17 protein-coding genes are annotated in these 24529 nt (G+C 45.2%); 8 read left to right on the top strand and 9 right to left on the bottom strand.

Annotated features, from left to right (window positions below):
- The first annotated feature begins 192 nt into the window (after nt 1-192).
- Entirely contained in the window at nt 193-2013 is a 1821-nt protein-coding gene (locus SHAL_RS10300; RefSeq protein WP_012277075.1) for a S8 family serine peptidase, read from the top strand.
- Nucleotides 2014-2309: 296 nt separating this feature from the next.
- Here SHAL_RS10300 and SHAL_RS10295 read toward each other — a convergent pair whose 3' ends face one another.
- On the bottom strand, nt 2310-2606 hold the full coding sequence (locus tag SHAL_RS10295; RefSeq protein ID WP_012277074.1) for a hypothetical protein: 297 nt from the start codon (nt 2604-2606) through the stop codon (nt 2310-2312).
- Between the two features lie 180 nt (nt 2607-2786).
- On the opposite strand from SHAL_RS10295, the gene SHAL_RS10290 reads away from it, so the two are divergent.
- The gene (locus SHAL_RS10290; RefSeq protein ID WP_012277073.1) at nt 2787-3209 is read left to right on the top strand and encodes a MerR family transcriptional regulator; all 423 of its coding nucleotides are present in this window, start codon (nt 2787-2789) and stop codon (nt 3207-3209) included.
- Between the two features lie 2 nt (nt 3210-3211).
- The gene (locus SHAL_RS10285) at nt 3212-5497 is read left to right on the top strand and encodes a VIT domain-containing protein (RefSeq protein WP_012277072.1); all 2286 of its coding nucleotides are present in this window, start codon (nt 3212-3214) and stop codon (nt 5495-5497) included.
- Nucleotides 5498-5586: 89 nt separating this feature from the next.
- On the opposite strand, the gene SHAL_RS10280 is transcribed toward SHAL_RS10285, so the two are convergent.
- Nucleotides 5587-8640, bottom strand: a complete 3054-nt coding sequence (locus SHAL_RS10280; RefSeq protein WP_012277071.1) for an efflux RND transporter permease subunit — start codon at nt 8638-8640, stop codon at nt 5587-5589.
- Between the two features lie 3 nt (nt 8641-8643).
- The gene (locus SHAL_RS10275) at nt 8644-9765 is read right to left on the bottom strand and encodes an efflux RND transporter periplasmic adaptor subunit (RefSeq protein WP_012277070.1); all 1122 of its coding nucleotides are present in this window, start codon (nt 9763-9765) and stop codon (nt 8644-8646) included.
- 219 nt (nt 9766-9984) lie between these two features.
- Here SHAL_RS10275 and SHAL_RS10270 point away from each other — a divergent pair, with 219 nt between their 5' ends.
- The 3 genes from SHAL_RS10270 (at nt 9985) to SHAL_RS10260 (ending at nt 11701) form a co-directional block, all read left to right on the top strand.
- Nucleotides 9985-10578, top strand: a complete 594-nt coding sequence (locus tag SHAL_RS10270; RefSeq protein ID WP_012277069.1) for a TetR/AcrR family transcriptional regulator — start codon at nt 9985-9987, stop codon at nt 10576-10578.
- A 272-nt stretch (nt 10579-10850) separates the two neighbouring features.
- Complete coding sequence (locus tag SHAL_RS10265; RefSeq protein WP_012277068.1) at nt 10851-11069, top strand: EF-hand domain-containing protein; 219 nt, start codon at nt 10851-10853, stop codon at nt 11067-11069.
- A gap of 62 nt (nt 11070-11131) precedes the next feature.
- On the top strand, nt 11132-11701 hold the full coding sequence (locus SHAL_RS10260) for a hypothetical protein (protein WP_012277067.1): 570 nt from the start codon (nt 11132-11134) through the stop codon (nt 11699-11701).
- A gap of 377 nt (nt 11702-12078) precedes the next feature.
- Here the strand turns inward: SHAL_RS10260 and SHAL_RS10255 are convergent, their stop codons facing one another.
- The gene (locus SHAL_RS10255) at nt 12079-13059 is read right to left on the bottom strand and encodes a transposase (protein WP_012277066.1); all 981 of its coding nucleotides are present in this window, start codon (nt 13057-13059) and stop codon (nt 12079-12081) included.
- A gap of 211 nt (nt 13060-13270) precedes the next feature.
- On the opposite strand from SHAL_RS10255, the gene SHAL_RS10250 reads away from it, so the two are divergent.
- Together SHAL_RS10250 and SHAL_RS10245 are read left to right on the top strand one after the other, a co-directional pair.
- Nucleotides 13271-14329, top strand: coding sequence for a LuxR C-terminal-related transcriptional regulator (locus SHAL_RS10250; RefSeq protein WP_012277065.1), 1059 nt, complete (start codon nt 13271-13273; stop codon nt 14327-14329).
- Nucleotides 14330-14665: 336 nt separating this feature from the next.
- Nucleotides 14666-17125, top strand: a complete 2460-nt coding sequence (locus SHAL_RS10245) for a PKD domain-containing protein (protein ID WP_012277064.1) — start codon at nt 14666-14668, stop codon at nt 17123-17125.
- A 16-nt stretch (nt 17126-17141) separates the two neighbouring features.
- Here SHAL_RS10245 and SHAL_RS10240 read toward each other — a convergent pair whose 3' ends face one another.
- The 5 genes from SHAL_RS10240 to acnD all read right to left on the bottom strand — a co-directional run bounded on the left by SHAL_RS10240 (nt 17142) and on the right by acnD (nt 24404).
- On the bottom strand, nt 17142-18266 hold the full coding sequence (locus SHAL_RS10240; RefSeq protein WP_012277063.1) for an HNH endonuclease: 1125 nt from the start codon (nt 18264-18266) through the stop codon (nt 17142-17144).
- The gene (locus SHAL_RS10235) at nt 18263-19057 is read right to left on the bottom strand and encodes a class I SAM-dependent methyltransferase (protein ID WP_012277062.1); all 795 of its coding nucleotides are present in this window, start codon (nt 19055-19057) and stop codon (nt 18263-18265) included. Before SHAL_RS10235 ends, SHAL_RS10240 begins: the two co-directional genes overlap by 4 nt.
- Before the next feature lie 396 nt (nt 19058-19453).
- Nucleotides 19454-19756: a YkgJ family cysteine cluster protein gene (locus SHAL_RS10230; protein ID WP_012277061.1), complete on the bottom strand. Its 303-nt coding sequence runs from the start codon at nt 19754-19756 to the stop codon at nt 19454-19456.
- A 540-nt stretch (nt 19757-20296) separates the two neighbouring features.
- Nucleotides 20297-21532: a 2-methylaconitate cis-trans isomerase PrpF gene (gene prpF / locus SHAL_RS10225; RefSeq protein ID WP_012277060.1), complete on the bottom strand. Its 1236-nt coding sequence runs from the start codon at nt 21530-21532 to the stop codon at nt 20297-20299.
- Nucleotides 21533-21779: 247 nt separating this feature from the next.
- A complete protein-coding gene (gene acnD, locus SHAL_RS10220) occupies nt 21780-24404 on the bottom strand; it encodes a Fe/S-dependent 2-methylisocitrate dehydratase AcnD (RefSeq protein WP_041416363.1) in 2625 nt (874 codons plus the stop codon).
- Nucleotides 24405-24529 lie beyond the last annotated feature (125 nt).

The raw sequence follows: 24529 nt of genomic DNA, 5'->3' as shown, positions 1-24529 counted from the left end.
ATACGGCTTCAACATTTGTCCGCTTAAGTGCCGAGGTAAATATCAGGGATTCCCCGATAGTTAACCCAGTTAAAGTTAGCTAATTTGATTCAATGGCAGTCGCTTTATTACAAATGCCCAGTTTTTTGCAGCTTATCAGCAATATTCAAATAGACATATTTAATAAGAATCATAAATAAATGGAGTGTATTAATGAGAAAAACAACTAAAACTCTTATCGCCTTGAGCATAGGGTTATCATTTGCAGCTCAGGCCGCGGATCAACGCTATATCATCCAAGTCGATGAAGGTCACAAGGGATTAGTCAAAGCCTTAGCAAAAAAAGTGGGCGGCGAGCTTAAAGTTGACGGCAACGGATTTATTGCAGCAACATTTGCAGGAAAAGATCTTAGCACTGTTAAAGGACTCCTCAATAACCCGCATGTGACACTTGTAGAAGAAGATCAACGCCGCTTACCACTCGCGTTATATAACGATGACATTGGCGATCCTTCCGTCACACAGCTAACACCTTATGCCGTTTACCAGTCGCAAGCTAACCAGCTGACATTTAATCCCAGTGCGGGTATGAAAGTTTGTGTGATTGACTCGGGACTCGATCGCTCTAATCCCGATTTTGAATGGTCATCAATTACCGGTGACAATGACATTGGCACCGGAAACTGGGATGAAAATGGTGGACCTCATGGTACCCATGTAGCCGGAACCATTGGCGCAGCAGACAATGACATTGGTGTGGTTGGCATGGCACCAGGTGTCGAAATGCATATTATCAAGGTCTTCAATGCACAGGGCTGGGGCTACTCATCAGACTTGGCACACGCAGCTAATCTTTGTAACGCAGCCGGTGCAAATATCATCAGCATGAGTCTAGGTGGTGGCGGTGCCAATAGCACCGAAGAAAATGCCTTTAAAACCTTTAGCTCTTCAGGTGGCCTTGTAGTGGCCGCAGCAGGTAATGACGGTAATAATGTACGTTCATACCCAGCAGGCTACACCTCGGTGATGATGGTGGGTGCAAATGATGCAGACAATAATATTGCTGCATTTTCACAATTCCCAGCCTGCTCAACCTTTTCTACCGGGCGTGGCAAGAAAAATAAAACTGAGATTATCGATGGTAGTTGCGTTGAGATCACCGCTGGTGGTGTCAGCACGCTATCAACCTATCCTCAAGACATGGCGACCAATTCCAATCTTGATGCGGACGGGCAAACCATCGCCTCTTCGGCAATGGAAAACTCCGGGCTAGTAACAGCCGAACCCTACTTTATGGGGATAGCCGAATCAATTGATGCGAGCGCCAATGGCAAAATTTGTCTGATTGATCGAGGTACTATCTCTTTTCACGATAAGGTTAAAAACTGTGAAGCCTCAGGTGGTTTAGGTGCTGTTATCGTAAACAATGTCGATGGCATGTTATATGGCACTCTTGGTGATGCCAATATCACCTCTATTCCAGCGCTAGGTACCACACTCGCCGATCGCGGCGTCTTACATGCTGCAACACAAATGACGGTGAAAATTGCCGCCAGCGACTACGGATTCATGAGCGGAACCTCAATGGCAACACCAGCTATCTCTGGATTGGCTGCGCTTTTATGGTCAAACCATAGTGGCTGTACAGGTAATGATATTCGTGAAGCACTAAAAGCCTCAGCATACGATGCTGGTGAGTCGGGCCGCGATAATTACTTTGGTTACGGTATTGCCAAAGCCGCCGATGCCAGTGCTTACCTCGACAGTATGGGTTGTAATACGACCGCGCCAGTAGAACAGATTGAGCTTAGCGCTACAACATCATTCTCGAAAGGCAAAGACAGGGTAAGCTTAACATGGTCTGGTGCCAGCACCGGACGCGTCGATGTTTATCGTAATGGTCTTATTCAAACCACAACCAGCAATGATGGCAGCCACATAGACACATTAAGAAATGCTTATGGCATGTACACTTATAGTGTTTGTGATGCGGGTACAAATCACTGCTCTAGCAATGTGAGTGTCACGTTTTAATTTATTTGGTTGAACTTGCTAGCGACAATCAATCAACATAAATAGCCTAAAAAGCCGCATTAGCGGCTTTTTTATTGCAAGTTAAAAAAACAAAAACAGGTCTATGCCAATACTTGATCAGAACTAAATCCACCAGCACCAGCTAAACCGGCGTTCACCGAGATTTGGACGAATTGGATCCATTCGTGAATAGTGTTGATGTTTAGTGCTTACGCTTAATGACCGAACAGTAAGGCCTAGATCGTTCTCTCTAGGCCTATTCGCATTGACACCTAAATATAACTTAGCTTTGTCATTTAAAAATATTGCTTACGGCGTTTTGAGATATGTTTCCAGCTTTTAGCGACCTTATCTACATATGAGGGATAATCCCCCCAAGGATTGGGTAGCCCTTTTCCTCTCGCGACTCTGAACTTGACTGAGTAGCCTTTGCATTCAATTATGTGCAAGAAGTAATAACTTGTTTCTTGTTTAGTAGAAAAGCGTTTGTGTGGACCACTGCGCACAAGTGGATAAACCACCCTATCGCGACTGTAACCACTAACTCCATAGAGTTGAATGCGTATTCGATACTGTTGCTTTATTTTTTTCATTTACCCTCCAGGTTGACATTACCTAGAAGGGATCCTGTTCAAAATAATTCATAATCCTCTCGTTTCCCTGTCGTCTTGAGTAGAGAGCTCTACCGCATTTAAAAAGACAATTTTTGAGCAGTTGACAAAACATTATCACGACACTAGTATTTGACACAAGAACTGTCGAGATGAGCTGTCATGAAAAAATTAACCCAATATTCTTTAAATGAACTCTGCCAACTGGTTGAGCTAACACCTCGAACCGTTCGATTCTACGTTCAGAAAACCTTGCTTCAGCCCCCAGAAGGTTCTGGAAGAGGCGCGCACTACACTCAGCAACACGTTGAGCGTTTGCTTGAGATCCGAAAATGGCAGGATGCAGGCTTATCGCTGGATCGCATTAAAGAACTGCTGTTCGACAACGATGAAAAAAAGATACTCCCTCCCCTTAAACGTTTACAACCCGGCGATATAGAAGTCTGTAGCCATGTGCATATTGATGAAGGCATATCGTTAACCCTCAATCCAATGAAAGCGGGCCTCACGCCTGAACAAGCAAAACAACTAACACAAGAAGTTATCTCTTTATATCAGCAACTAAAACTAAGTTGTAAGGAATAAAAATGAACGATGAGATAGGTTTAAAAACATCCTCAGGCGAAGATGTTGCTTTAAAGGCGGTTAATGTTAAGGCTGTACTCAATGGCGTGTTATCACAAGTAAACATAGAACAGACCTATATTAATGCCGAAAACACCAATATAGAGGCGGTTTATACTTTCCCGCTGCCGTTAGATGCGGTGTTATTAGAGCTGGTTGTAGAGATAAACGGCGAGACACTCACAGGCCAAGTTAAACCAAGAGCGATTGCAGAAACGCAGTATGAAGAGGCTATCACAGAGGGTGACACCGCTGTATTACTAACAAAAATTAAAGACGGTTTATATTGCGTCAATTTGGGTAACTTGCTTGCGGGCGAGAGTGCAATAATCAAATTCAAATATGCGCAGATCCATCAGTGGCAGGGAGATTCATTACGATTCTATCTACCAACCACCCTAGCCCCTCGATACGGCAACCCGATAGATTACAGATTAGAGCCACATCAAGTACCGGAGCATAAGTTATTAGCCCCTTATGCTCTGAACTTTGAGTTAACCATTCAGGGACAACTCGCTAGCGCAGCATTAAATAGTCCGACTCATGCAATAACCAAGCACTATGACAATGAGTCTTTAAAAGTCAGCCTCAACAATCAAACCGCCGCAATGGATCGTGACTTAATCGTCGAGTTCACCCAGCCAAAGTACTATGCAGGTGAAGGACTGTGGAGCAAAGATGACGATAAGGTTGTTGCGCTGACCTCGTTCTACCCTCAAATCGACTTGCCACAGACTACCAGCTCACGCTGTATAAAAATGGTTGTCGATTGCTCAGGCTCTATGTTGGGTGACTCAATCACACAGGCCGGCATAGCACTAAAGCAGATCCTTAAGCTATTAAACGAAGATGATTGGTTTAACATCATACTGTTTGGTAGTCATCATAAGAGTTTGTTCTCTGAGTCTGTAAAAGCAAATAGAGCTAATCTCGACATTGCAGCCAAAGAACTTGCTAACTTAAACGCTGATTTAGGTGGCACCGAGATGTTAAGTGCGCTGAACGCTGCGTATGACTCAGCTGCTCCAGCGGAGCTTGCATCTAACATACTGTTGATCACCGACGGTGAGATTTGGGGAGAAGAGCAACTGATCTGCAAAGCACAGGAATCTAATCATCGTCACTTTGTCGTTGGAGTCGGCAGCGCTGTAAGTGAAGCTTTTTTAAAACAGCTAGCTGATAAAACCGGTGGGGCCAGCGAGTTTGTCACGCCCAATGAAAATATGAGCAGTAGAATTGTGCAGCACTTCTGCCGCATTAAACAGTCTAAATTGACCCAGAGTGATATTCGCTTTGGTGAAGAATCGAATAACGACAAAACCCTGTCACAATCGTTAAGCCAACAAACGACGATATTTGCAGGAGATACAGTAAACAGTTTCGCGCAATTAGAGCAGCTTACAACTAAGCAAGCGACATTATCTTTTGCGTATAATCGCGCTTCAAACACTGAGCAAGGCGAGAGCGACAAGCAAAGCCAAAGCTACAAGCAAAGTATAGAATTACAGGAATATACCGATAGCCTTAACACGTTAGCACGACTAGCCGCTTACGCCAGACTCCCATCACTCCCCAAGCAGCAAGCCATCGAACAGGCCTTAAAATATCAGCTTATTACCGATGATACCCACTGTATCTTGGTGAAGACTAACCATAACCAAGTCGATCTGGGCTTGCCTGAAATGCGCACCGTTCCCCATCAAATACCAGCAGGTTATATGGGTATGGGCAGCGTGATTTGTGAAGGCGATATAGTGTTTTGCGCTAGCGAGCCGGTACCTCAAATGCACCGTGAGCGTGACTATCTCGACATTCCGTCATTTTTAAGGTGTGAAGCTGCTATTTACAGTACTAGTGACAATAGTAGTGACACGACTGCAGAATCTACGGAATCTATTAAAGAATCGCTTAAAGAGTCAATGCCGACCAGCACCGGTGTTGCAGACAAATTAAATGCAGAGTTCACACCCAGTAATCATATGGGGCTCAGCGAGTTCGATATTTTTGATCTTGAAGAGATGGGGGAAGATGAGGCCATTCTCAATATCCTCACGCAGCTTGAACAACTCGGCTTTGATGAAATCGAGCTGGTAGCAGCTTGGTTGAGTCTCTATAACGAATTTAACCCAAGCAAGCCGTTATCCAGGCATGTTACACGGCTTGCAAGAATGCTAGTGAAGGAACTCGACATCAAAGCGCTGCTGATCCAAACCGTTAGAGAAGCGGTACAAGCAGAGCTTACGGCGTAATAGCAAAATCTATTGCACATAAAAAAACAGGCCGAACATTGATTAACCTCTCAATGGTCGGCCTTTTGTTTCTATAGCTATCAGCTTATCTACTGCGCTGTCTCAAGCTTCACACGGAAGAAGATAGAGTAGAACAGTGGGATAACGACCAGGGTTAAGATGGTCGCAAACATCAAACCAAACATGATGGTAACAGCCATGCTCTTGAAAAAAGGATCGATCAAGAGCGGTGCAACACCCAGTATTGTCGTCAATGCACCCAGCAGTACAGGGCGAGCGCGGCTAAGCGCGGCATTAATAATGGCATCATAACCAGACTTGCCCTCCCTTACCTCAACATCAGCCTGATCCACTAACACGATAGCATTTTTCACCATCATACCGATAAGGCTTAAGAAACCTAAGATAGCCATAAACTCAAACGGAGTCTGGAAGATAATCAAGCCCACACTGACGCCGATAATGGCCAGTGGCGCCGTTAACCAGATAACCAATGGCTGACGGATAGCGTTGAACATAAAGATCACCGACAAGATCATCGCCGCAAATCCATAAGGCGCAGAAATAACCAACCCTTCGTTAGCGTCTTTCGATGCCTTGTATTCGCCATACCAGATAAGCTCATAACCTGCAGGCAACTCGATTGCTTCTATTTTAGAGCGAACCTTGTTAAACGCATCAGCGGTGAGCACGCCTGGCGCGGGATCGGCTTGCACCAAGATAGTTGGCATACGGTCGATTCGACGTAGCATATCATCTTGATACACCACATCGACCGAGTCCACCAACTGGCTGACAGGGATAAAGCCCCCCTGGGTATGACTAAATACCTCTGTGTTTTCAATGGCTCGCTGATGGTTTCGCTCGTTTTGAGGTGAGCGCACCACAATTGGGATCAAATCATCCCCCTCACGATACACACCGACATTACGACCTGTCAGCGTTTGTGCAATCGCTTGGTTGATCTCCTGCGTCGTCAAACCATAACGTTGTGCTTCTTCGGCGCTGTACACAGGTCGCAGCACAGGCACTTGTTGACGCCAGTCATCTTGCACCGCAATAAGATTGCTATCATTGAGCAAAATGACTTTGGCTTCCTCGGCTAATTGACGCAACACTTGGCTGTCAGGCCCTTTAAATCCGGCTTCAATTTTCTTTCCGCCGCCGCGGCCCAACATGAATTTCCACACTTTAACCGATGCATCAGGATATTTAGCATCGAGCTCACTTTGCAATTCACCCAGCAGAGGCGCAATTTTCTTATAATCATCAATATCAATAAGCAGCTGCCCATAACTTGGGTTACGCGGCTCAGGTGCATAGGTCAGCATAAAGCGCAGACCACCGCCACCAATAAAACTAGTGATATTGGTGATCCCTTCTTTTGCTTTGACGTCTTGCTCTATGTTGGCCACTAATGCTTCGGTGCGTTTGATGTCTGAGCCCTGAGGCAGGTAAACATCAACCACAAACTGTGCCCGTTGTGATTCAGGCATAAAGCCTGGTGGCACAAACTGTACGCCCCATATCGCGGTGGCTAAGGTGCCCAAAAGCATCAGAGAACTCAATGCGCGATGGCCTATTACCCAGCGCAAAATAGTGCTGTAAGCTGTGACTATTCGGCCCGGCTTTTGGCCCACCTTGAGTGCCTTAACTTTTAAGAAGTCGAAGCAGAGCATTGGTGTAATAGTGACGGCAAACACCCAGCTAAGGAGCATTGAATAGAGGATGACCCAAAACAGGGAGCCCGCGTACTCACCCATATCCGATGGTGACAGACCAATGGCACTAAAAGCGCAAATTCCGACCACCGTGCCGCCAAGTAGCGGCCATTTGGTCGCATCGACAACCTCAGAGACAATCGTCTCACGATCCTCATCTGGGTTTTGCTGCATACGAACCAGAATGCCGTCGGTCACTACAATGGCGTTATCTACCAGCATACCCAGTGCAATGATCAAGGCGCCTAGTGAGATCCGCTGCATGGCAATATTATCGATTAGCATAATACACAGGGTACCCGCCACAGTCAGAAGCAGTACAAACCCAATGATCACCCCCGAACGTACCCCCATAAACAGCAGTAAGACTAAAAAAACAATCACAACTGCGGCAATAAGGTTATCGATAAAGTTAGTGACTGAATCACGGACAGAGTCTGACTGCATCGAAATAACATTGAGATCCATGCCTAAGGGGCGCTGAGAGTCCAGCTCGGCAATACGCGCCTTTACCGCATCGCCCATATCGACCACGTTACCGCCTGTAACATTGGAGAGTCCAAATCCAATCGCGCGCTCACCGTTGTAACGGATCAGCATAGATGCGGGATCTTTGTATCCCCGTGTCACATTCGCAATATCGCCTAGGCGCAGCACGGTATTGTTATCGCCAATGCCGATTTGCAGATTATTCAAATCGGTAAACGAATCGATACCAGAGCTTGGGATCACCGCGATGCGCATGGCATCGGTTTCAATGCTACCCGCCACCGTCACCATATTCTGCTTCTGTAGCACCTGATAGACTTTTTCTGCCGATACACCAAATTTAGCGAGGCGCTCGCTGGAGATCTCGACAAATATCGTTTCCTGCTGCTCCGCTAATGTAGCCGTTTTAGCCACCCCATCGACCAGTACCAGATCACGCCTTAAAGTATCGACATAGTCTTGTAGCTGCTTATCGGTAAAACCTTCACCCGTAACAGCAAAGAACAGCGCATAGACATCAGAAAAATCGTCATTGACGATCGAGGGCCCGGCACCTGGCGGCAGCTGACGCTGAACATCGGCTATCTTGCGCCGCAGTTTATCCCAAACCTGCTGTAACTCTTCCGAGCTGCCAGCAAATTCGAGTTTGATCTCAACGGTAACTTCCGACATGCCTTGTTTGGATACCGATTTGACCTCTTTAAGCTCTTGTAGTGTTTGTACCGCGCCTTCAATAACATCGGTGATCTCATCAGACACCTCCTGCGCCGTAGCGCCAGAGTATGCCGTGTTGATCACAGCTTGGCGAATAACAAACTCAGGGTCTTCAAAGCGTCCAAGCTTCAAGTAACTGATATAGCCACCGAGCAATATCAGGGCAATTAATACCCAGACACTGGTGCGTTTGGCAATAGTATATCGTGCAATGCCCATCGGTTAAGCTCCGCTATTGGTGTCAGTATAAGGGCGTACCTGCATGCCCTCTCTTACACTTGAGACACCGGCAATGATCACCCGCTCACCAACTGCGAGGTTACTTTTCACCACAATGCGATTTTTACTTAGCGCACCCAACTCGATAAAACGTTTCTGCGCTTTATTGTCACTGCCAACCACCCATACAAACTGCTTACCTTGGTTGTCTGGCACCACAGCTGTTAACGGAATAGTCAGGTTTGAAGCATTTTGGCTAGCATTTGGGCTAACATTTTGGATAGTGCTTGCACTGCTGGGCACCACTTTGACCGCCATACCTGGCAATACACGAAACCCTTTTAGATCGTCAAAACCCAATACCACCGGGTATGTTTGCGATACGGCGTCGGCTTGGGTGCCGAATGTGCGAAGCGCGAGTGGAAACAAGGTTCCTGGAATAGCAGACAGCTCAGCATTCGCCTTGGAAGCGATTGCGCTTGAGAGCATCACCTTATGGGGAATATTAATCACCACCTCTAAATCACTCAGATCGTGCAAGATGAATACAGGTGTATTCGCTTGGATCTGGATATGATTATCCACCAATTTTCGGCCGATAATGCCAGCAAATGGCGCTTTTAGCTCGGTATATTCAAGCTGAAGAGTGGCATCTTCGACATGATTTCTCGCGAGTTCTAAGCGTGTGGTAATGGTGTCCAATTCACTTTTAGAGATAGCTTGGCTCTTTTCATACACCACTAGGGCTCGGTTGTGATCGAGCGCTGTATTTTTAAGCTCCAACTGAGCAGACTCCAGCGCTGTGGTGGCATCTCGTGCATCTAGCCTGGCGAGCACCTGCCCCTGCTTAACCTCATCACCCTCTTTCACCAAAATATTGATAAGACGACCACCGACTTGAAACGCGAGTTCGGCGCGCTCTGCGGCGCGAACTACGCCATTAAAGCTCAACTCATCACCCACTTGACTGGATACTATTTCACTCAGTACAGGCCTAATAACAGGCGCAGCAACAACCTGCACCTCCTCCTTATCGCATCCACTCATCAAAACAGTGGCTAATACGATACTTACTGCAAGGGAATTTGCCTTGAAAGGGTGCAAGGCTGATGGTTTAAGATTCATTTTCACCTATTTCTCCACTTAAAGAAGGGTCGGCGCGACCACTATTGATATGTATTTGCTCTGCAAGCCCAGCTCATTAACGCTGTTTCATTAAGGATCTGGGACAGAAGTAAACTTTGGAGTTTATCTTATTCCGGTTTCAGACAAAGGTAAACTTGAAAGTGTACTTTTGCGATCTCGCTTGCTAAAATCATCAATGTTAAAAACGGGAGAGAAAAGATGACACGCTCAGAGCAGAAACGTCTGGCCATTATTAATGCCGCCAAAGAAGAGTTCATTCATCATGGATTTATCGCGGCGAACATGGATAGGATCTGCACGACGGCAGAGGTCTCAAAGCGCACGCTATACCGGCATTATGAGAGCAAAGAAAAGTTATTTGAATCGGTGTTGACCATCATTCAAGCTTCGATTGATGAAACGTTAACTTATCCATTCAATCCTGAACTCAGTCTATATGAGCAGTTGAAAGCCATAACTTACCTAGAGGTAGATACTCTCTACAATATCTGTGGCATGGCACTAGCACGTACCATTTTGCTGGAATTTTTACGCCAACCCGATATGGCGCGAAAATTGGTGACCACCATCTATAGCACCAAAGCTGTGACACACTGGTTTAGCGCCGCAATGGATTCTGGAAAACTGAAGCAGACGGATCTTAGAATCATCACCAATGTTTACACTAGCTTGTTCCAAGGGGAGTTGTTTTGGCCGCAAGTGATAAGGCAATCGCCTATCCCTGAAGGGAAAGAGTTAGAAGAGAAAGTAGAAACCGTTGTGATGGTGGTATTAAGGGCATTTGAAGCCTAATGTGCAAACATACCGCCTAATAATAGCAGGAGACGTTAGGCCAGTAGCACGTAATCGCCACCCCATCAAACATCCGGCAAATCTATGGATTCTCTGCGGTGTCACCATCGGCTTATCGCTAGCTAACTCAGTATTTGTTGACGAAATAGTGCGAGAGGATCATGATGAACTTGAACAATAAGTCGATTGACTCATCAAGCTAAATAAAATGTAAGTTAATTCAATATCTTTTGGTTGGAAAAATTGAAAGCAATACTAACGTAGGGGTCAATATGACTGATATATGCCAAGAAGAGCTCAAAGAAAATTTCGACTATTTTGATACGGATGGAGATGGCAGTATCGTACTTTCTGAGTTCAAAGACCTTTTACTCGCCCTAGAGGCGATTGAACCAGGTGAAAGCGTCGAGATAGGTTTTAACGCAATAGACTTAGATGGCAGCGGCAGTATCGATTTCGAAGAATTTTGTGAATGGTTCAACAGCCAATAATCGTATTGAATGAGAGCGCTTTATTTAAAGCACTTTAGCCCTCAATCTCGAGTATCAACGTGATGCAAAACCATTCAAAATTAAGCAAATATTTCACCTTGGCGGATCTGCTTTACTGCAGCCAAACTCAAACCAAACGAAAACTTACCAACACTCCAGAACAACAAGCATCCATAGAAGCCTTACAACAGCTTGCTATCAATATACTCGACCCTAATGTTGACCAGTTTGGCTCTATCACCCTCAGCTATGGCTTCTGCTCAGCTGAATTAGCGCGAGCGATTAAAAAGAATGACAATCCACACATTGCGCCAAACCTTGACCAACACGCCAGCCATGAGCTCAATAGCAAAGGGAAAGTGATCTGCCCTCGCCTTGGAGCTGCAGTCGACTTTTTTGTTGATGCAATGCCAAACCAGATGGACGAAGTCGCGCTGTGGATTGCAGAAAATCTTAAGTTTGACCGTATCTACTATTATGGAAAATCACGGCCACTGCATATCAGTTACGGGCCACAGATGAGTCAGTTTGTACAATTGATGAATACCAATCAAATTACGGGTCGGCGAACGCCAGGTAAAGGAGGCATAGGAGTTGACGCTATAACCATGATTAAGCAACTGAGGTATTAGCGAGTAGTAAAAAAAACAGGTATCGTCTACCTATACCGAATAGATCCCCTGCTAATTAGCCAATAAGGGAAATCATGGACGCTAAACTGTTTGCTCATTTAATTAACGATATTCCTTTAGGTAAAAAAAACTACATCAAAAACTACATGGCCATCCATAATTATTTCATGTTCTAGAATCAACAAAATAATCAGGGTTACTGACATACAGCCCCAGCCCTCAAAACCACATTTATGTGGTTCTACACTAAATTAAGCATAGAACCATTTCCAATCACTAAAATCCCAGCTATTTAACCAGTAAGCAAGTAACAAAAACGCCGAACATAGGTTCGGGAGTTTTTCTAAATATTGTGTCTTTGTCGTTACGCGGTTTTGCTAAGCGCTATCTAACCATCGTCGACAATTAGCGGCGCCTTGCCTTCGTTTACGCTCTAGGTGTTCGCAGTAAGCATCGAGCTCTTCAAGCGTGCCGACTGGACCTTTGAATAATCGACTAAAACCACTCGTGAGTTTAATCCAGTTTGCTTGTGGAATATTAAGCCTTTGGAGTACTTTCAAAGAGGTAGCGCTTATAGCCCCACGCTTATCATTTCGAATTACCCTCCCCGTATCATCAACCAGTTGCAGGTAATCTTTGGCACTGAACATCAGCCCTTTTGGCATATCCTTGCGTTCGTTACCAACAAAAGGCAGTAACGTACTGGGTTGCTCACCATTTAGGGCAGATTTGATTCTAAGCTGAATACTCGTGTGGTCTGATTGCTCTAGGTTATCAGCCATTTTTGCGCGAACTGGATTAAGGTCAACATAAGCCATGCAAGCCAGGACGGCTGCTTCACCAAGCAAAGCTTGAGATTTGAACCTTCCTTCCCAGAAACGACCTGTGCAGTTATCTTCTTTATTGGCCATGCGAGCAATGGGCTCATTGAGTGCTCGCATAAACCAAGATATGTCACTTAATCGACCTCGGTATTGAGCAATCGAATGTTTTAGACTGCTAACTTCAACACTTTCAATGACCTCACCTTTGGTGAATTTTTGAGTAATGTCGGTGCCTTTAAACAGTTGGTGCCAGTGCTCTACTACTTCTCTATCCGTCCAACTGTTCGCTTCAAAAATATCCACCCTCAGCACCAAATGAAGGTGATTGGACATCACCGCATAAGCGCTTACGTCTATTGCAAAGACACTTGCTAACTCAAGGAGTCTTGATTCAACCCAATCACGACGATGCTCATAAGACTGGCCCGTATATTTATCGACGCCAGTCAGCCAGGATTTTCGCACGCATCTAGATGTGCAGTGGTAAAAAGGAGTGTCTTCCACGCTAACTAACGTGCTTCTTGGTCTGGCCATAACAATCTCTGTCCAATTGTGATTATTAAAGCTTAGTCAGAGGTTGAAATTCTAGCCAACAATTATGGGTGTCACAGTTAGCTTCCACACTCAGCAGTAAGAAACTAGAGAGAAGGATTCATAAGTATGTATACCGAGTTTAAGGGCGGGGATTAATGAATAGCTTCTATACTTTTAAAAGGAGATATTCGTAATCATAGGTAACAGTTTTATGAACGCCGAACAGCTCGCCCATCTACTTGAACTGCTTCATGCAAACACATTCACGGAAGATAATTTTAACCCTATGCTAGATGAATTGAGGCGTGTAACAAACAGCGGTATTGCTTTGCTAGTCGAAAATCCTGAAAATCAGTCTTTAAATTTATCTCTCTCAGATGGAAACAACGGCACTTCTCAGCTGATGGATGAGTATGCCCATGCCTTAGCCCAAGACCCATATTACCATTATGTAAACCAATTTCCTCATGGGCAGCTTGTTACACTTAGCTCAGAAGTTTATAAACAGATTCAATCTCATCCCGTGGGGGAATACTACAAATATGTTGATAGTCGATACATCTGCGGGGCACTCATCAAAACGCAAAACTCAAACATTGCTTTTGCCGTCAATCGAGGGCGACATCAAGGTGATTATGACATCGAAGAAATTGGTTTGCTAAAGCAGCTAATCCCCCACATCAAGGTGGTCACCGAAAATAGAAATCAATTAAGCTTTTTGAAAAACCGCATGGCCAATATTATACAAGCATTGGAACTTTCTGGTCAGGCTGTTGGCATCATCAGTCAAACTGGAGCATTGATCCATTGCTCTGCGCCATTTTACGATGCGCTGCTAGAACACAATTTGCTGGCACCAGGCATGGGCCGATTCCGGTTTCGTTCGCATCGTCACCATGATTGGTTAGAACACACCATTAAGAAGGTCTCCCTCTATCAAAATCATCAACATCAGACTTTAAGATTATCCACCGAGCCACTAATTGATATAGAGCTGACAATGTTGCAGTCGCTGGACAAAGAACCTTTATTTTTGCTGAACTTAAAAACTGCAGCCACTATCCCCCAGTGGTGGCAGTTAGTGTACAGTTTTACTCCTAAAGAATTGGTGCTTATTGACAAACTATTAAGTGGCTTGACTCTGCCAGAGGCAGCGGAACAATTACATGTCAGCCACAATACAGTACGTACCCACCTTCACCACATTCTAAGCAAAATGCATTGCACCTCACAAAACCAGTTATTAGTGAAATTATTGTCTAACCACTAGTCAATTTTCAATCGCCCCACAGTAATACTTCCGCAAACCTCACCCATATGGATGAAGCGGTTAAGCCTTATTTGTTTCATTCTCAAAGAGTATAGATATACCAAAGTCTCTAAACAAGATTTTCGTACAAGTTGAATTGTAAATAGAGCCAATAATTCAATAGCTGGTAACCCGGAATATTTACAGTACTCTGCTATCAAAATTAATCAGCATCAATCCAGCGATACATTAACTTTACATTGTTTTGCAGTAAAATCAGATAGGAATGCTTTACAATATTTTGATAGCGTAACCTTAAATATCCGGTAGTTCACTTATAATATAAGGAGTACTATCATGAGATTACGATTATTATTTGTTAATTTAGTACTATATATATGCTCTGCTAACGTTGGAGCATCCGACTCGTTCTCTTTCACAGAAATTGCAAACACCAAAACTGATTTTGTTACCGCTTCCCAGTTTGCAACTGCATTTGGAATGAATAATAGTGGTGAAGTGGTATTTAATGTTGAATTTCAAGATGGAACAGCAGCAATCTACAAAGCTACAGACATAGATCTAACATCTAATTTAACCCTAACTTTAATTAGACAGAGCTTCGCTGGCCATATACCGGCCAATAGCAGTTATGGGATAGGAATAAATGATGAAGGTACTATTGCATTTAATGAGTTTTTAGGACAGTACAAACAGATATTTACAGGAACAAACGAGCCATTTGTCTCACTGGCAGATACACCAAGCTATTATACTACCGCTACTGACATCAATAATTCAGGCCAAGTCGCATTTAGTACTCAAGATGAATTGGTTGTCACCGACGGTGTAAATATTGTGAGTGAGCTAATGCCTTCCATCAACGTTCGCGGCTCAGCAGTCATCAATGACAATGGTGAAGCTGCTGTTTGCGTTGCACTATCTGAACCGCCTAACTTTATTGAGGCTATTAGGCTTAATGTTGACAATTCATTACATCGCTACTCACTTGGTACTAGAGCCGACTTTGGAAATCCAAATTATCAATTAGGATTTAATAATTCTGGAAATATTAGTTATTCAGCTAATGGATATTCAACTGATGGACACGCAATTAAGAAAATAGGGCTAATTACATCTGAGGGAAACTTGAGTTTAGTCGATACCCATGCTGGATTCATTCGTTTTTTTGATAACACGTCTTTAAATGATTTTAATCAAGTTCTATTTGCTGCAAACAAAACTGATAGCGGAAGTATCGGCGGCTTATACTTAGTTGACTCATCTGGCGAACCACCAATCACAGTCATAGAAACTGGGGATATAATTAGTGGTAAGCAGATCGTTTCTTTAACAGTTGGTAGTAGTACTGCTATTTCAACTTCATCGCTCAACAATTTAGGCCAAATTGTTTTTGCTGCCCAAGTAATAGATATTGGAACAACAGAGCTCTACAGTGCCCTCTTTCGCGCAGAAGCGCTATCGGTCTACAATGAGTCCGTAGATGGTGACCTACCTGAGTCCTATGACGTTAACTTAACAATGAAACCAGGGGCCAATACTATTATTGGTACCAACTCAATCGGAGACTCTGGTGATAGTGCTCCCGTAATGATAGATTGGGATTGGTTAACAGTTACAATTCCTCCCGAGTATCAGCTTTCAGCAGTCAATGTTGAGTATTCTAACCTAGATGCCACTGGAAGTATTTTGGGGTTAGAGGCATACCTTGCTTTTTACAATCTAGCATCTGAACAGGTTGAATTACAGCCTAACTTCCCGCAAGAGCCAGTTTCAGTGTTAGACGCTGCCTTGCCCTTAGCGGCTGGAGAATATCAATTTCAGATGACTTCTCAAGCCTCATTCTCCCCTCCTTTTAACGCCTCATACGATTATAAAATTGAATTTATTCTGGTGTCTGCTACTGATGGACTACCGATTGCAAATGCAGGAGAAGACCAAACTGCTAGGCTAGGTGATACGATAATTTTAGATGGTACATCATCTTTTGATGACAATACTCCAACAGAGTCACTCGGGTATAATTGGTCATTTTCATCATTACCCTCTGGCAGCACTGTTTCACTAACGCAGGCTAATAGTGCTAATCCGAGCTTTGTAATCGATGCCTTCGGTGAATATACAGTTGAGTTAATTGTGACTGACAACTTGCACCAATCAAGTATGGCGGATTCAGTGCTTATTAGTACTCACAACCTTGCACCAACCTCTGTAGCTGGGGCAGACCAGCTTGTAATAGTTAATACTTTGGTCTCACTTGATGGCAGCGCTAGCTATGATCCGGAACTGGATGACATGACCTTCTCTTGGTCTGTAATCTCAACTCCCTCTGGTAGTAATGCTAGTTTTACTGATACAGATACTATGTTCCCATCGTTAATTCCTGATATGGAAGGTTCATATGAATTACAGTTGGTTACTGGTGATCACCTTGGTCTAGGTACTCCCGATAATGTGACTATTTTTGCAGCACTACCAGAAGAGTATGTAGAGATAGAGGTGATGCATGCCAGTGCCGATGCAGTAAGCCTCGAACAAGTTGAGATAACTACCGATGGTAACCAACAAGCTATGCTCAACTTCCTATCCCAAGCCGTACTCGCCATAGATAGCAGTGATTCCGAGGAAGCGATTGTAAAACTGGAACAAGCAATTTCGCGAGTTGATGGTTGTGCATTACGTGGTGTCCCTGATAATAAAGGCAAAGGCCGTGACTGGGTTGTAACCTGTGATGCGCAAGCCGATATATATATGTCACTTACAAATGCTTTAGAGGCCTTAGTACAAATGCAATAAAGATAATAACGGTCATTTAATAAATGACCGTTTTTCCCGACGATAAGGCGTTCAGCCCAGATTCTGGAGGAATTACTGATTCAAACTGCTTACCTGTTAACCACAGGGACGATTCGCCTTGCAACGCTAACTGATAAGCCCATGCAGCAATGGCCTCTGAACGGCTACTTTCGCAGACAAAGTACTTGCTCAGTTCAGTTGTGATCAGTTTTTCATTTCGAATAATGTTTTGTTCATGCCAGCGATCTTTGTGTCTTTGCGCCGCTAAGTGATCGCGTTTGGCATTGTTGCAAGCACTATGAGCTAGCACAAAGTTATGCCCGAGATCGTTTGGATATCGCGCCCAAGGGATAAAGTGATCCACTTCTCCCTTGTGGCTGCCCTCATCTTTAAGCGGTTTATTACAATAGAAACACTTACCTTGCTGGATCTCTTCAAATACAGGTCTTGCGCTAATAATCGAGCTGCGATCACTGCCAAACAGAAAGTCTGACAAGTTGCCGTAGCCACCTATTGCCGCATAATTTGCAGGAAAAGCGCTGACTTTCTGTGTCCAATGGGTTCTTGAAAGTGACACCACGAGATCGTAAAAGCGCCTAAAGCAAAACGCGATGCCAGGTTTTAGCTGAATATACTTTATCGACGTGTCGTGTTGGTAATAAAAGCATTCCTCTTTGCCAGCAAGAAGCTGTAATCGCCAAAGCGGTCCTTGTTTAAAGGTGCTGCGGGTCTTGCTGACTAACTTGTTCCAATCAGCATGCTGCTTTAATTGACCTACCGTGCGTACACCTTGGCTCCGAAACACTGCCAGACTTTGGATTAACGCTGATTGTGCTCCGGAATTTTGTAAAAGAATAAAGGGACTATTATTCTCGCCGTTATAAGGCAGCGAGTGCTGCCAATAGAGCTCAATGAACTTAACGACTAACTCATCGATTGTAATGACACTATCTAATGCATCATGTAAATTTGCGGTCACATCACTGTGCAGTGGCCGCTCGATGCAGATATCGGCAAGCGCATGCAGCAGTGCAAATTTATAAGTGGCGACAAAGTCCCCTTCCACTAATAAACGTTGTAAATATGCGATAAAATCAACTTGGAGTTGAGCATCGGCTTGATAGGGTAGTTTTAGGCTCATCTTACTTTTCCATCTGATGGAACATCAAGCGCTTGGCTCGCGGGTGTCAAATTTACTGCGGTTTGCAATACGACAGTCTCCCAATACACCTCGGTTCTGCCTAGCTTGTCGTGCTCTGCTGTGGAACAGCCGATAATCGATAAACCAAGTTTTTTGCTTAATGTCTTAAGCTCTTGGATACTGACCTGATGCATCACTCGTTCATCACCACTCGGTCCGTGACGTAAGGTGATAATCAGCTTACCTTGAGGTTCAAGTAGCTGTGCCAATCGAGTAAGCGATGATAATCGCTGTGACTCAGGAATGTGCATCCATATTGCGCTGAGCAGAATGAGGTCAAATGTTAGATTGGTTTTATCCTGCCTCCCTATTTTGGCTAACCCATCTCTTTTAGTTAATGAGCTGAGCTCAGGCAATAAATTGAGCTCAGGCAGTGAATCTTGTAGCCAAGTCACATTTAAATCTTGAGTAACACTCTGACCTATCGCTGCGAGTTGATTTGCGGGCTCTACGGCATATACAACAACGCTTTGATTTGGACTCGTTTGTTCCGCCAGATATTTAGCATCACGCCCCGAGCCAGCACCAATATCGAGTGCATTGACTAAGCCCTTATATTTACCCAAAGGTACTTGCTTCTGTTTAGCGTGCGAGGCAAAAATATCGGCTAAATGGTCAATCCAACTATCGTGAACCTCTACAAAGGTTTTAGAGTCATATTGACCTGCAAGTTTATCAGCATGGGTATTATAGAAGTTTGTTGTGGCGTGTAAGTTTTGCGTAGCGGGCACCTGTACATTCCTTTGTATTCCCCGGTTAATCGGGTTTGATTGAGCTTTGTTTTTGTTTTAGTTTTGATTTAGCTCTGACTTAGTTTTGATTAGCAATCAACTCTAAGTGTTTGTTAGCCCATAACTATACTGATTAAATTATCATATTCAGTTAGTTAAAAGAATCATTAGATCATGAGTTTATCTGGGGATTGCTTGATCAGGTTCAAGAAAGAAGAAAGCGATTGATAAGATGTTTAAATAGGTGATTTATAAGATTAATCACTAGAGGAAAGTTGCGCTCTATCGAGTAAAGCGCACTGGCTATTAATAAGTTATTGGAAGCAAGTACCGTATTGAAGAAAGACTTTAAGTGAAAGCCATTAGCTACAGAACCTTTAGCTACATAGTCAGAAGTTAAAGCAGCTCTTTACGCTCACTGATGCACTCATAGGAGCCCATCTCAAACAGGCGGCAGATCCATGGGCGGTTTTCGTAAATAGTACACATTAAAGTGTCTCTATCGACTGCTGAGCACCAGCCGTCATCTAAACGCAGCATAGTTTCTGCGCCGTACTCGTCAACCGTGATGTGTTCATCGGGTACGCCTGTATCGGTCACTATCATCACTTCTAAACGACAACAACATGCTTGGCAGTTTGAGCAGGTCACTTCTGGGTTGATCACAGGATCAGTTATCTCTTTTACGTCAATGTTCATAAACAGCAGTATTAAATTTATTAACCATTAGGATACGCTAAAACTGCAGTTTTCACGACTAATTTGCGCTCTATCGCCCTAGTAATCACGCTAACAGTGGCGTCAAGTGCTTTGCTTGGTGCTGTTCCCTTTAGAAACTGCTTTATTAAGTGTGGGCTAAATTCAATGAAATATAAAAGCTCGATACAACTTGTAATGCCGTTCACTTAAGTAAGTTACTCAAAGAAAATTTGTTGATTTCGACAGATAAGAATGGATCACAGAGGACACGAAGAGCACGAAGAAAAGCCACCCTAAGCTTTTCTTCGTGCCCTCTGCGTAGCAAACGAAGTGAGCGCTTCGTAGTTTATCGCTTTTAATGCAAAGAACCCAGTTTATGCTGGGTTCTTAGTTTTTTGCTTTTTGCTTTTTGTTTTGAATCAGCTTTGAGCTTAACTTGGCAGCATTGGATTCAACATTCGATTCAACATTCGATTCAACATGGCCAAATTGAGTTGATCGCTACAGATGGCTTGATTGATTGCTGGCTGCCTTGCAAGATTAAAACGTATCCGCAGGCACTCTCACCCAACCTTCCATGAGTACGCGGGCGCTGCGACTCATCACCGCCTTATTAACTTGCCACTGACCATCGACTTGGCTCGCCTCGGCGCCCACTTTAAGTGTGCCAGATGGATGACCAAAGGTGACAAAGCCAGGGTTAACGGCATTACTCAGTCCCTCGCCTGCTGCCAAGCTGACTAGTGTGCCCGGAATAGCGGCGGCGGTGCCAATAGCGACGGCAGCGGTGCCCATCATAGCATGGTGCAGTTTACCCATAGACAGCGCGCGTACATTTAAGTCGATAGTGTTTTTGTCTATCACCTTGCCACTCGATGAGGTGTAATCAATCGGCGCGGCAACTATCGCCACTTTTGGGGTATGTTGGCGGTTTGCGGCCTCATCAATATGGTTAATTAGCCCCATCTGCACTGCGCCGTGGGCACGAATAACCTCAAACATGGCAAGCACGCTTGCATCGCCATTAATCGCTTCTTGTAGCTCTGCGCCTGTGTAACCCAGTTCTGCCGCATTGATAAACACGGTGGGAATACCTGCGTTGATCATGGTGGCTTGTAAAACGCCACTCGGGACAACATCGGTTGGCACGATTAATTCATCAACCAAGTTGCCTGTTGGAAACATGGCGCCATCGCCATCGGCTGGGTCTAAAAACTCAACTTGCACCTCAGCTGCGGGGAACGTGACACCATCGAGCTCAAAATCACCGGTTTCTTGTACTTTACCATTGGTGATGGGTACGTGGGCGATGATGGTTTTACCGATATTTTTTTGCCAAATACGCACTACGCTAATGCCATTGTCTGGTATGCGGCTGTTATCGACTAAACCGTTACTAATGGCAAATGAACCAACCGCTGCGGTTAAGTTGCCGCAGTTGCCACTCCAATCGACAAAGGGCCTGTCGATAGCGACTTGGCCAAACAGGTAATCGACATCATGATCGGCCTTGTTACTCTTGGCAAGGATCGCCGTTTTACTGGTGCTAGATGTTGCGCCGCCCATGCCGTCGGTTTGTTTACCGTAAGGGTCTGGGCTGCCAATCACTCTAAGCAGCAGCGCATCACGGGCAGCGCCTGCTTGCTGCGCCTCTTTCGGCAAGTCAATTAGGTTAAAAAATACCCCTTTACTGGTGCCGCCACGCATGTAGGTAGCAGCGATTTTGATTTGCGGTGCAGATGCTTTGCTTGGTTTTGATTCAGTTGATGTGGTCATAATTAACACCGTTTTAATGCTGTTTGAGCCATTTAGTAATAGGTAAAATCAAACAACCTGTGCGTGAGGTTTTATATCGTTATAACGATGAGCTTTGGTGGCATGGATGCCACCGCAGAGCCTACAAGGATGTACTTGCGGCGTCTCATCAGGATAACGATATAAAAGTATCTAGTTACAGCTGCAAGATTAAAGAGAAAAGATTAAAGAGCAAAGATTAAAACTCTACTCTTTATCCGCTGATGGCTCATGTCGAGGACTCTAAAAAATCTTGGGCGAAGCGCTGTAATATGCCGCCTGCTTCATAGATAGAGACTTCTTCCGCGGTATCGAGTCGACACTTAACGGGGATCTCAGCCACTTCACCATTACTGCGAGTCATGATCACCGTAAGATGTGCGCCCGGTGTTCGCTCACCCAGTACATCGTAGGTTTCTGTGCCATCAATCTGATAAGTGTGACGATTAGCCCCATTGGTAAACTCGAGCGGTAACACGCCCATACCCACTAGGTTAGTACGGTGAATACGCTCAAAGCCCTCAGCAACAATCACTTCAACACCTGCGAGGCGCACACCTTTTGCTGCCCAGTCTCGGCTTGAGCCTTGACCGTAATCGGCACCTGCAATGATGATAAGTGGCTGCTTGCGCTCCATGTAGGTTTCAATCGCTTCCCACATGCGTGATTCAGCACCTTCTGGCTCAATACGTGCAAAAGAGCCCTGCTTCACCTCGACTTCGCCGTTTTTACCTAACTGGGTCACCATTTCGTTAAACAGCTTAGGGTTAGCAAAGGTGGCACGCTGGGCGGTTAAGTGATCGCCGCGGTGAGTCGCGTAGGAGTTAAAGTCGACTTCCGGTAAGCCCATCTTATGCAGGTACGCTCCGGCTGCACTGTCGAGCATAATCGCGTTTGATGGTGATAGATGATCGGTGGTGATGTTGTCACCCAGAACCGCAAGCGGCCTCATGCCTTTCATGGTGCGCTCGCCAGCTAACGCGCCTTCCCAATAAGGAGGTCTGCGAATATAAGTACTCTGTGGACGCCACTCATATTGTGGATTAACCTTTAGCTCGTTATCGTCGCCGTAGTCGACTTTGAGGTCGAACATTGGCTCGTAGACTTTACGGAACTGCTCAGGCTTAACGCTTTGAGCGATCACCGCATCAATCTCTTCATCAGATGGCCACAGATCTTTAAGCAGAATGTCGTTGCCGTTACTGTCTTGGCCCAGCACATCCTTTTCAATATCGAAGCGAATAGTGCCCGCAATCGCATAGGCGACCACTAATGGTGGCGATGCAAGGAAGGCTTGCTTAGCGTAGGGGTGAATACGGCCATCGAAGTTACGGTTTCCGCTGAGCACGGCAGTGGTGTACAGATCGCGATCGATAACTTCTTGCTGAATAACAGGGTCTAGCGCGCCGCTCATGCCGTTACAGGTGGTACAAGCAAAGCCGACGATACCAAAGCCTAATGCTTCAAGCTCAGTCAACAAGTTGGCATCTTCAAGGTATAACTGCACCGCTTTTGAGCCCGGCGCCAGTGATGTTTTAACCCATGGCTTACGGGTTAAGCCTTTCGCATTAGCGTTACGTGCAAGTAAGCCAGCGGCAATCACATTGCGAGGATTAGATGTATTGGTACAACTGGTGATGGCGGCAATAATACACGCGCCGTCAGGCATTAAGCCCGCCTCTTCAAGCTCTGAATCAAGATAGCCACTTATCCCCTTTGCGGCAAGGTCGGCCGTTGCAACACGACGGTGTGGATTAGACGGCCCGGCAATATTACGACCAACGCTTGATAAATCGAAACGCAGCACTCGCTCGTACTCGGCATCTTGCAAGCTATCCGCCCAAAGACCGGCTTGTTTGGCATAGGTCTCAACTAGCTTAACTTGTTTGTCATCGCGGCCAGTCAGTTTGAGGTAATCGATTGTCTTATCATCGATATAGAACATGGCAGCGGTTGCACCAAACTCCGGCGTCATGTTTGAAATTGTAGCGCGATCGCCCAATGTCAGATTTGCAGCGCCTTCGCCGAAGAACTCTAGGTAAGTCGATACCACTTTCTCATTACGTAAAAACTCGGTAATGGCCAGTACGATATCGGTTGCGGTAATGCCGCTTTGGCGCTTACCCACCAGCTCGACGCCGACAATATCGGGTAGTCGCATATATGATGGACGGCCTAGCATTACGCTTTCAGCCTCTAAGCCACCAACACCGATAGCGATAACGCCTAGCGCATCGACATGAGGCGTGTGGCTGTCGGTACCGACTAAAGTATCGGGGAACGCAACGCCATCTCGGGCTTGTATAACGGGCGACATCTTCTCGAGATTGATCTGATGCATGATGCCGTTGCCGGGCTGAATGACATCGATATTTTCAAAGGCGGTTTTGGTCCAGTTAATAAAGTGGAACCTATCTTGATTGCGTCTGTCTTCGATGGCACGGTTTTTCTCAAAGGCATCTTTTTCAAAACCCGCATGCTCAACCGCCAGCGAGTGATCGACAATCAACTGAGTCGGTACTACAGGGTTCACTTTTGACGGGTCGCCGCCCTTGTCGGCAATTGCGTCGCGTAGGCCGGCTAAGTCAACCAATGCGGTTTGGCCGAGAATATCGTGGCACACAACGCGGGCTGGATACCAAGGAAAGTCGAGATCGCGCTTGCGGTGAATGATTTGGCTCAGGCAATCGCTGAGTGACTCAGGGCTACAGCGGCGCACCAAGTTCTCGGCATACACACGAGAGCTATAAGGCAGTTTGGCATAAGCGCCAGGGCTGATGGCATTCACAGCCGCTTCGGTATCGAAGTAATCGAGGTCGCTGCCGGGTAAAGGTTTACGGTAATTCGTATTCATAGGATTCATAACGCATTCCAATTTTATATGCTGCTAGGTGCTAGGTTCGAGATGCTAGGTCCTAGGTTCTAGGTTCTAGGTTCTAGGGCGTTCGCAGGCTCACTGCTAGGACGCTTCGCGGCTAG

The organism is Shewanella halifaxensis HAW-EB4 (assembly GCF_000019185.1).
Taxonomy (GTDB): domain Bacteria; phylum Pseudomonadota; class Gammaproteobacteria; order Enterobacterales; family Shewanellaceae; genus Shewanella; species Shewanella halifaxensis.
Note: the sequence above shows the minus strand (reverse complement) of the source record. Positions and strands in the feature narration are given on the sequence as shown.

Excerpts from the sequence above, each read along its gene's own strand:
- SHAL_RS10295 (WP_012277074.1), bottom strand. The coding sequence starts at position 2,606 with ATGAAAAAAATAAAGCAACAGTATCGAATACGCATTCAACTCTATGGA.
- SHAL_RS10275 (WP_012277070.1), bottom strand. The coding sequence starts at position 9,765 with ATGAATCTTAAACCATCAGCCTTGCACCCTTTCAAGGCAAATTCCCTT.
- SHAL_RS10285 (WP_012277072.1), top strand. The coding sequence starts at position 3,212 with ATGAACGATGAGATAGGTTTAAAAACATCCTCAGGCGAAGATGTTGCT.
- prpF (WP_012277060.1), bottom strand. The coding sequence starts at position 21,532 with ATGACCACATCAACTGAATCAAAACCAAGCAAAGCATCTGCACCGCAA.
- SHAL_RS10270 (WP_012277069.1), top strand. The coding sequence starts at position 9,985 with ATGACACGCTCAGAGCAGAAACGTCTGGCCATTATTAATGCCGCCAAA.
- SHAL_RS10240 (WP_012277063.1), bottom strand. The coding sequence starts at position 18,266 with ATGAGCCTAAAACTACCCTATCAAGCCGATGCTCAACTCCAAGTTGAT.
- SHAL_RS10260 (WP_012277067.1), top strand. The coding sequence starts at position 11,132 with ATGCAAAACCATTCAAAATTAAGCAAATATTTCACCTTGGCGGATCTG.
- SHAL_RS10230 (WP_012277061.1), bottom strand. The coding sequence starts at position 19,756 with ATGAACATTGACGTAAAAGAGATAACTGATCCTGTGATCAACCCAGAA.
- SHAL_RS10265 (WP_012277068.1), top strand. The coding sequence starts at position 10,851 with ATGACTGATATATGCCAAGAAGAGCTCAAAGAAAATTTCGACTATTTT.
- SHAL_RS10290 (WP_012277073.1), top strand. The coding sequence starts at position 2,787 with ATGAAAAAATTAACCCAATATTCTTTAAATGAACTCTGCCAACTGGTT.
- SHAL_RS10300 (WP_012277075.1), top strand. The coding sequence starts at position 193 with ATGAGAAAAACAACTAAAACTCTTATCGCCTTGAGCATAGGGTTATCA.
- SHAL_RS10245 (WP_012277064.1), top strand. The coding sequence starts at position 14,666 with ATGAGATTACGATTATTATTTGTTAATTTAGTACTATATATATGCTCT.
- acnD (WP_041416363.1), bottom strand. The coding sequence starts at position 24,404 with ATGAATACGAATTACCGTAAACCTTTACCCGGCAGCGACCTCGATTAC.
- SHAL_RS10250 (WP_012277065.1), top strand. The coding sequence starts at position 13,271 with ATGAACGCCGAACAGCTCGCCCATCTACTTGAACTGCTTCATGCAAAC.
- SHAL_RS10255 (WP_012277066.1), bottom strand. The coding sequence starts at position 13,059 with ATGGCCAGACCAAGAAGCACGTTAGTTAGCGTGGAAGACACTCCTTTT.
- SHAL_RS10280 (WP_012277071.1), bottom strand. The coding sequence starts at position 8,640 with ATGGGCATTGCACGATATACTATTGCCAAACGCACCAGTGTCTGGGTA.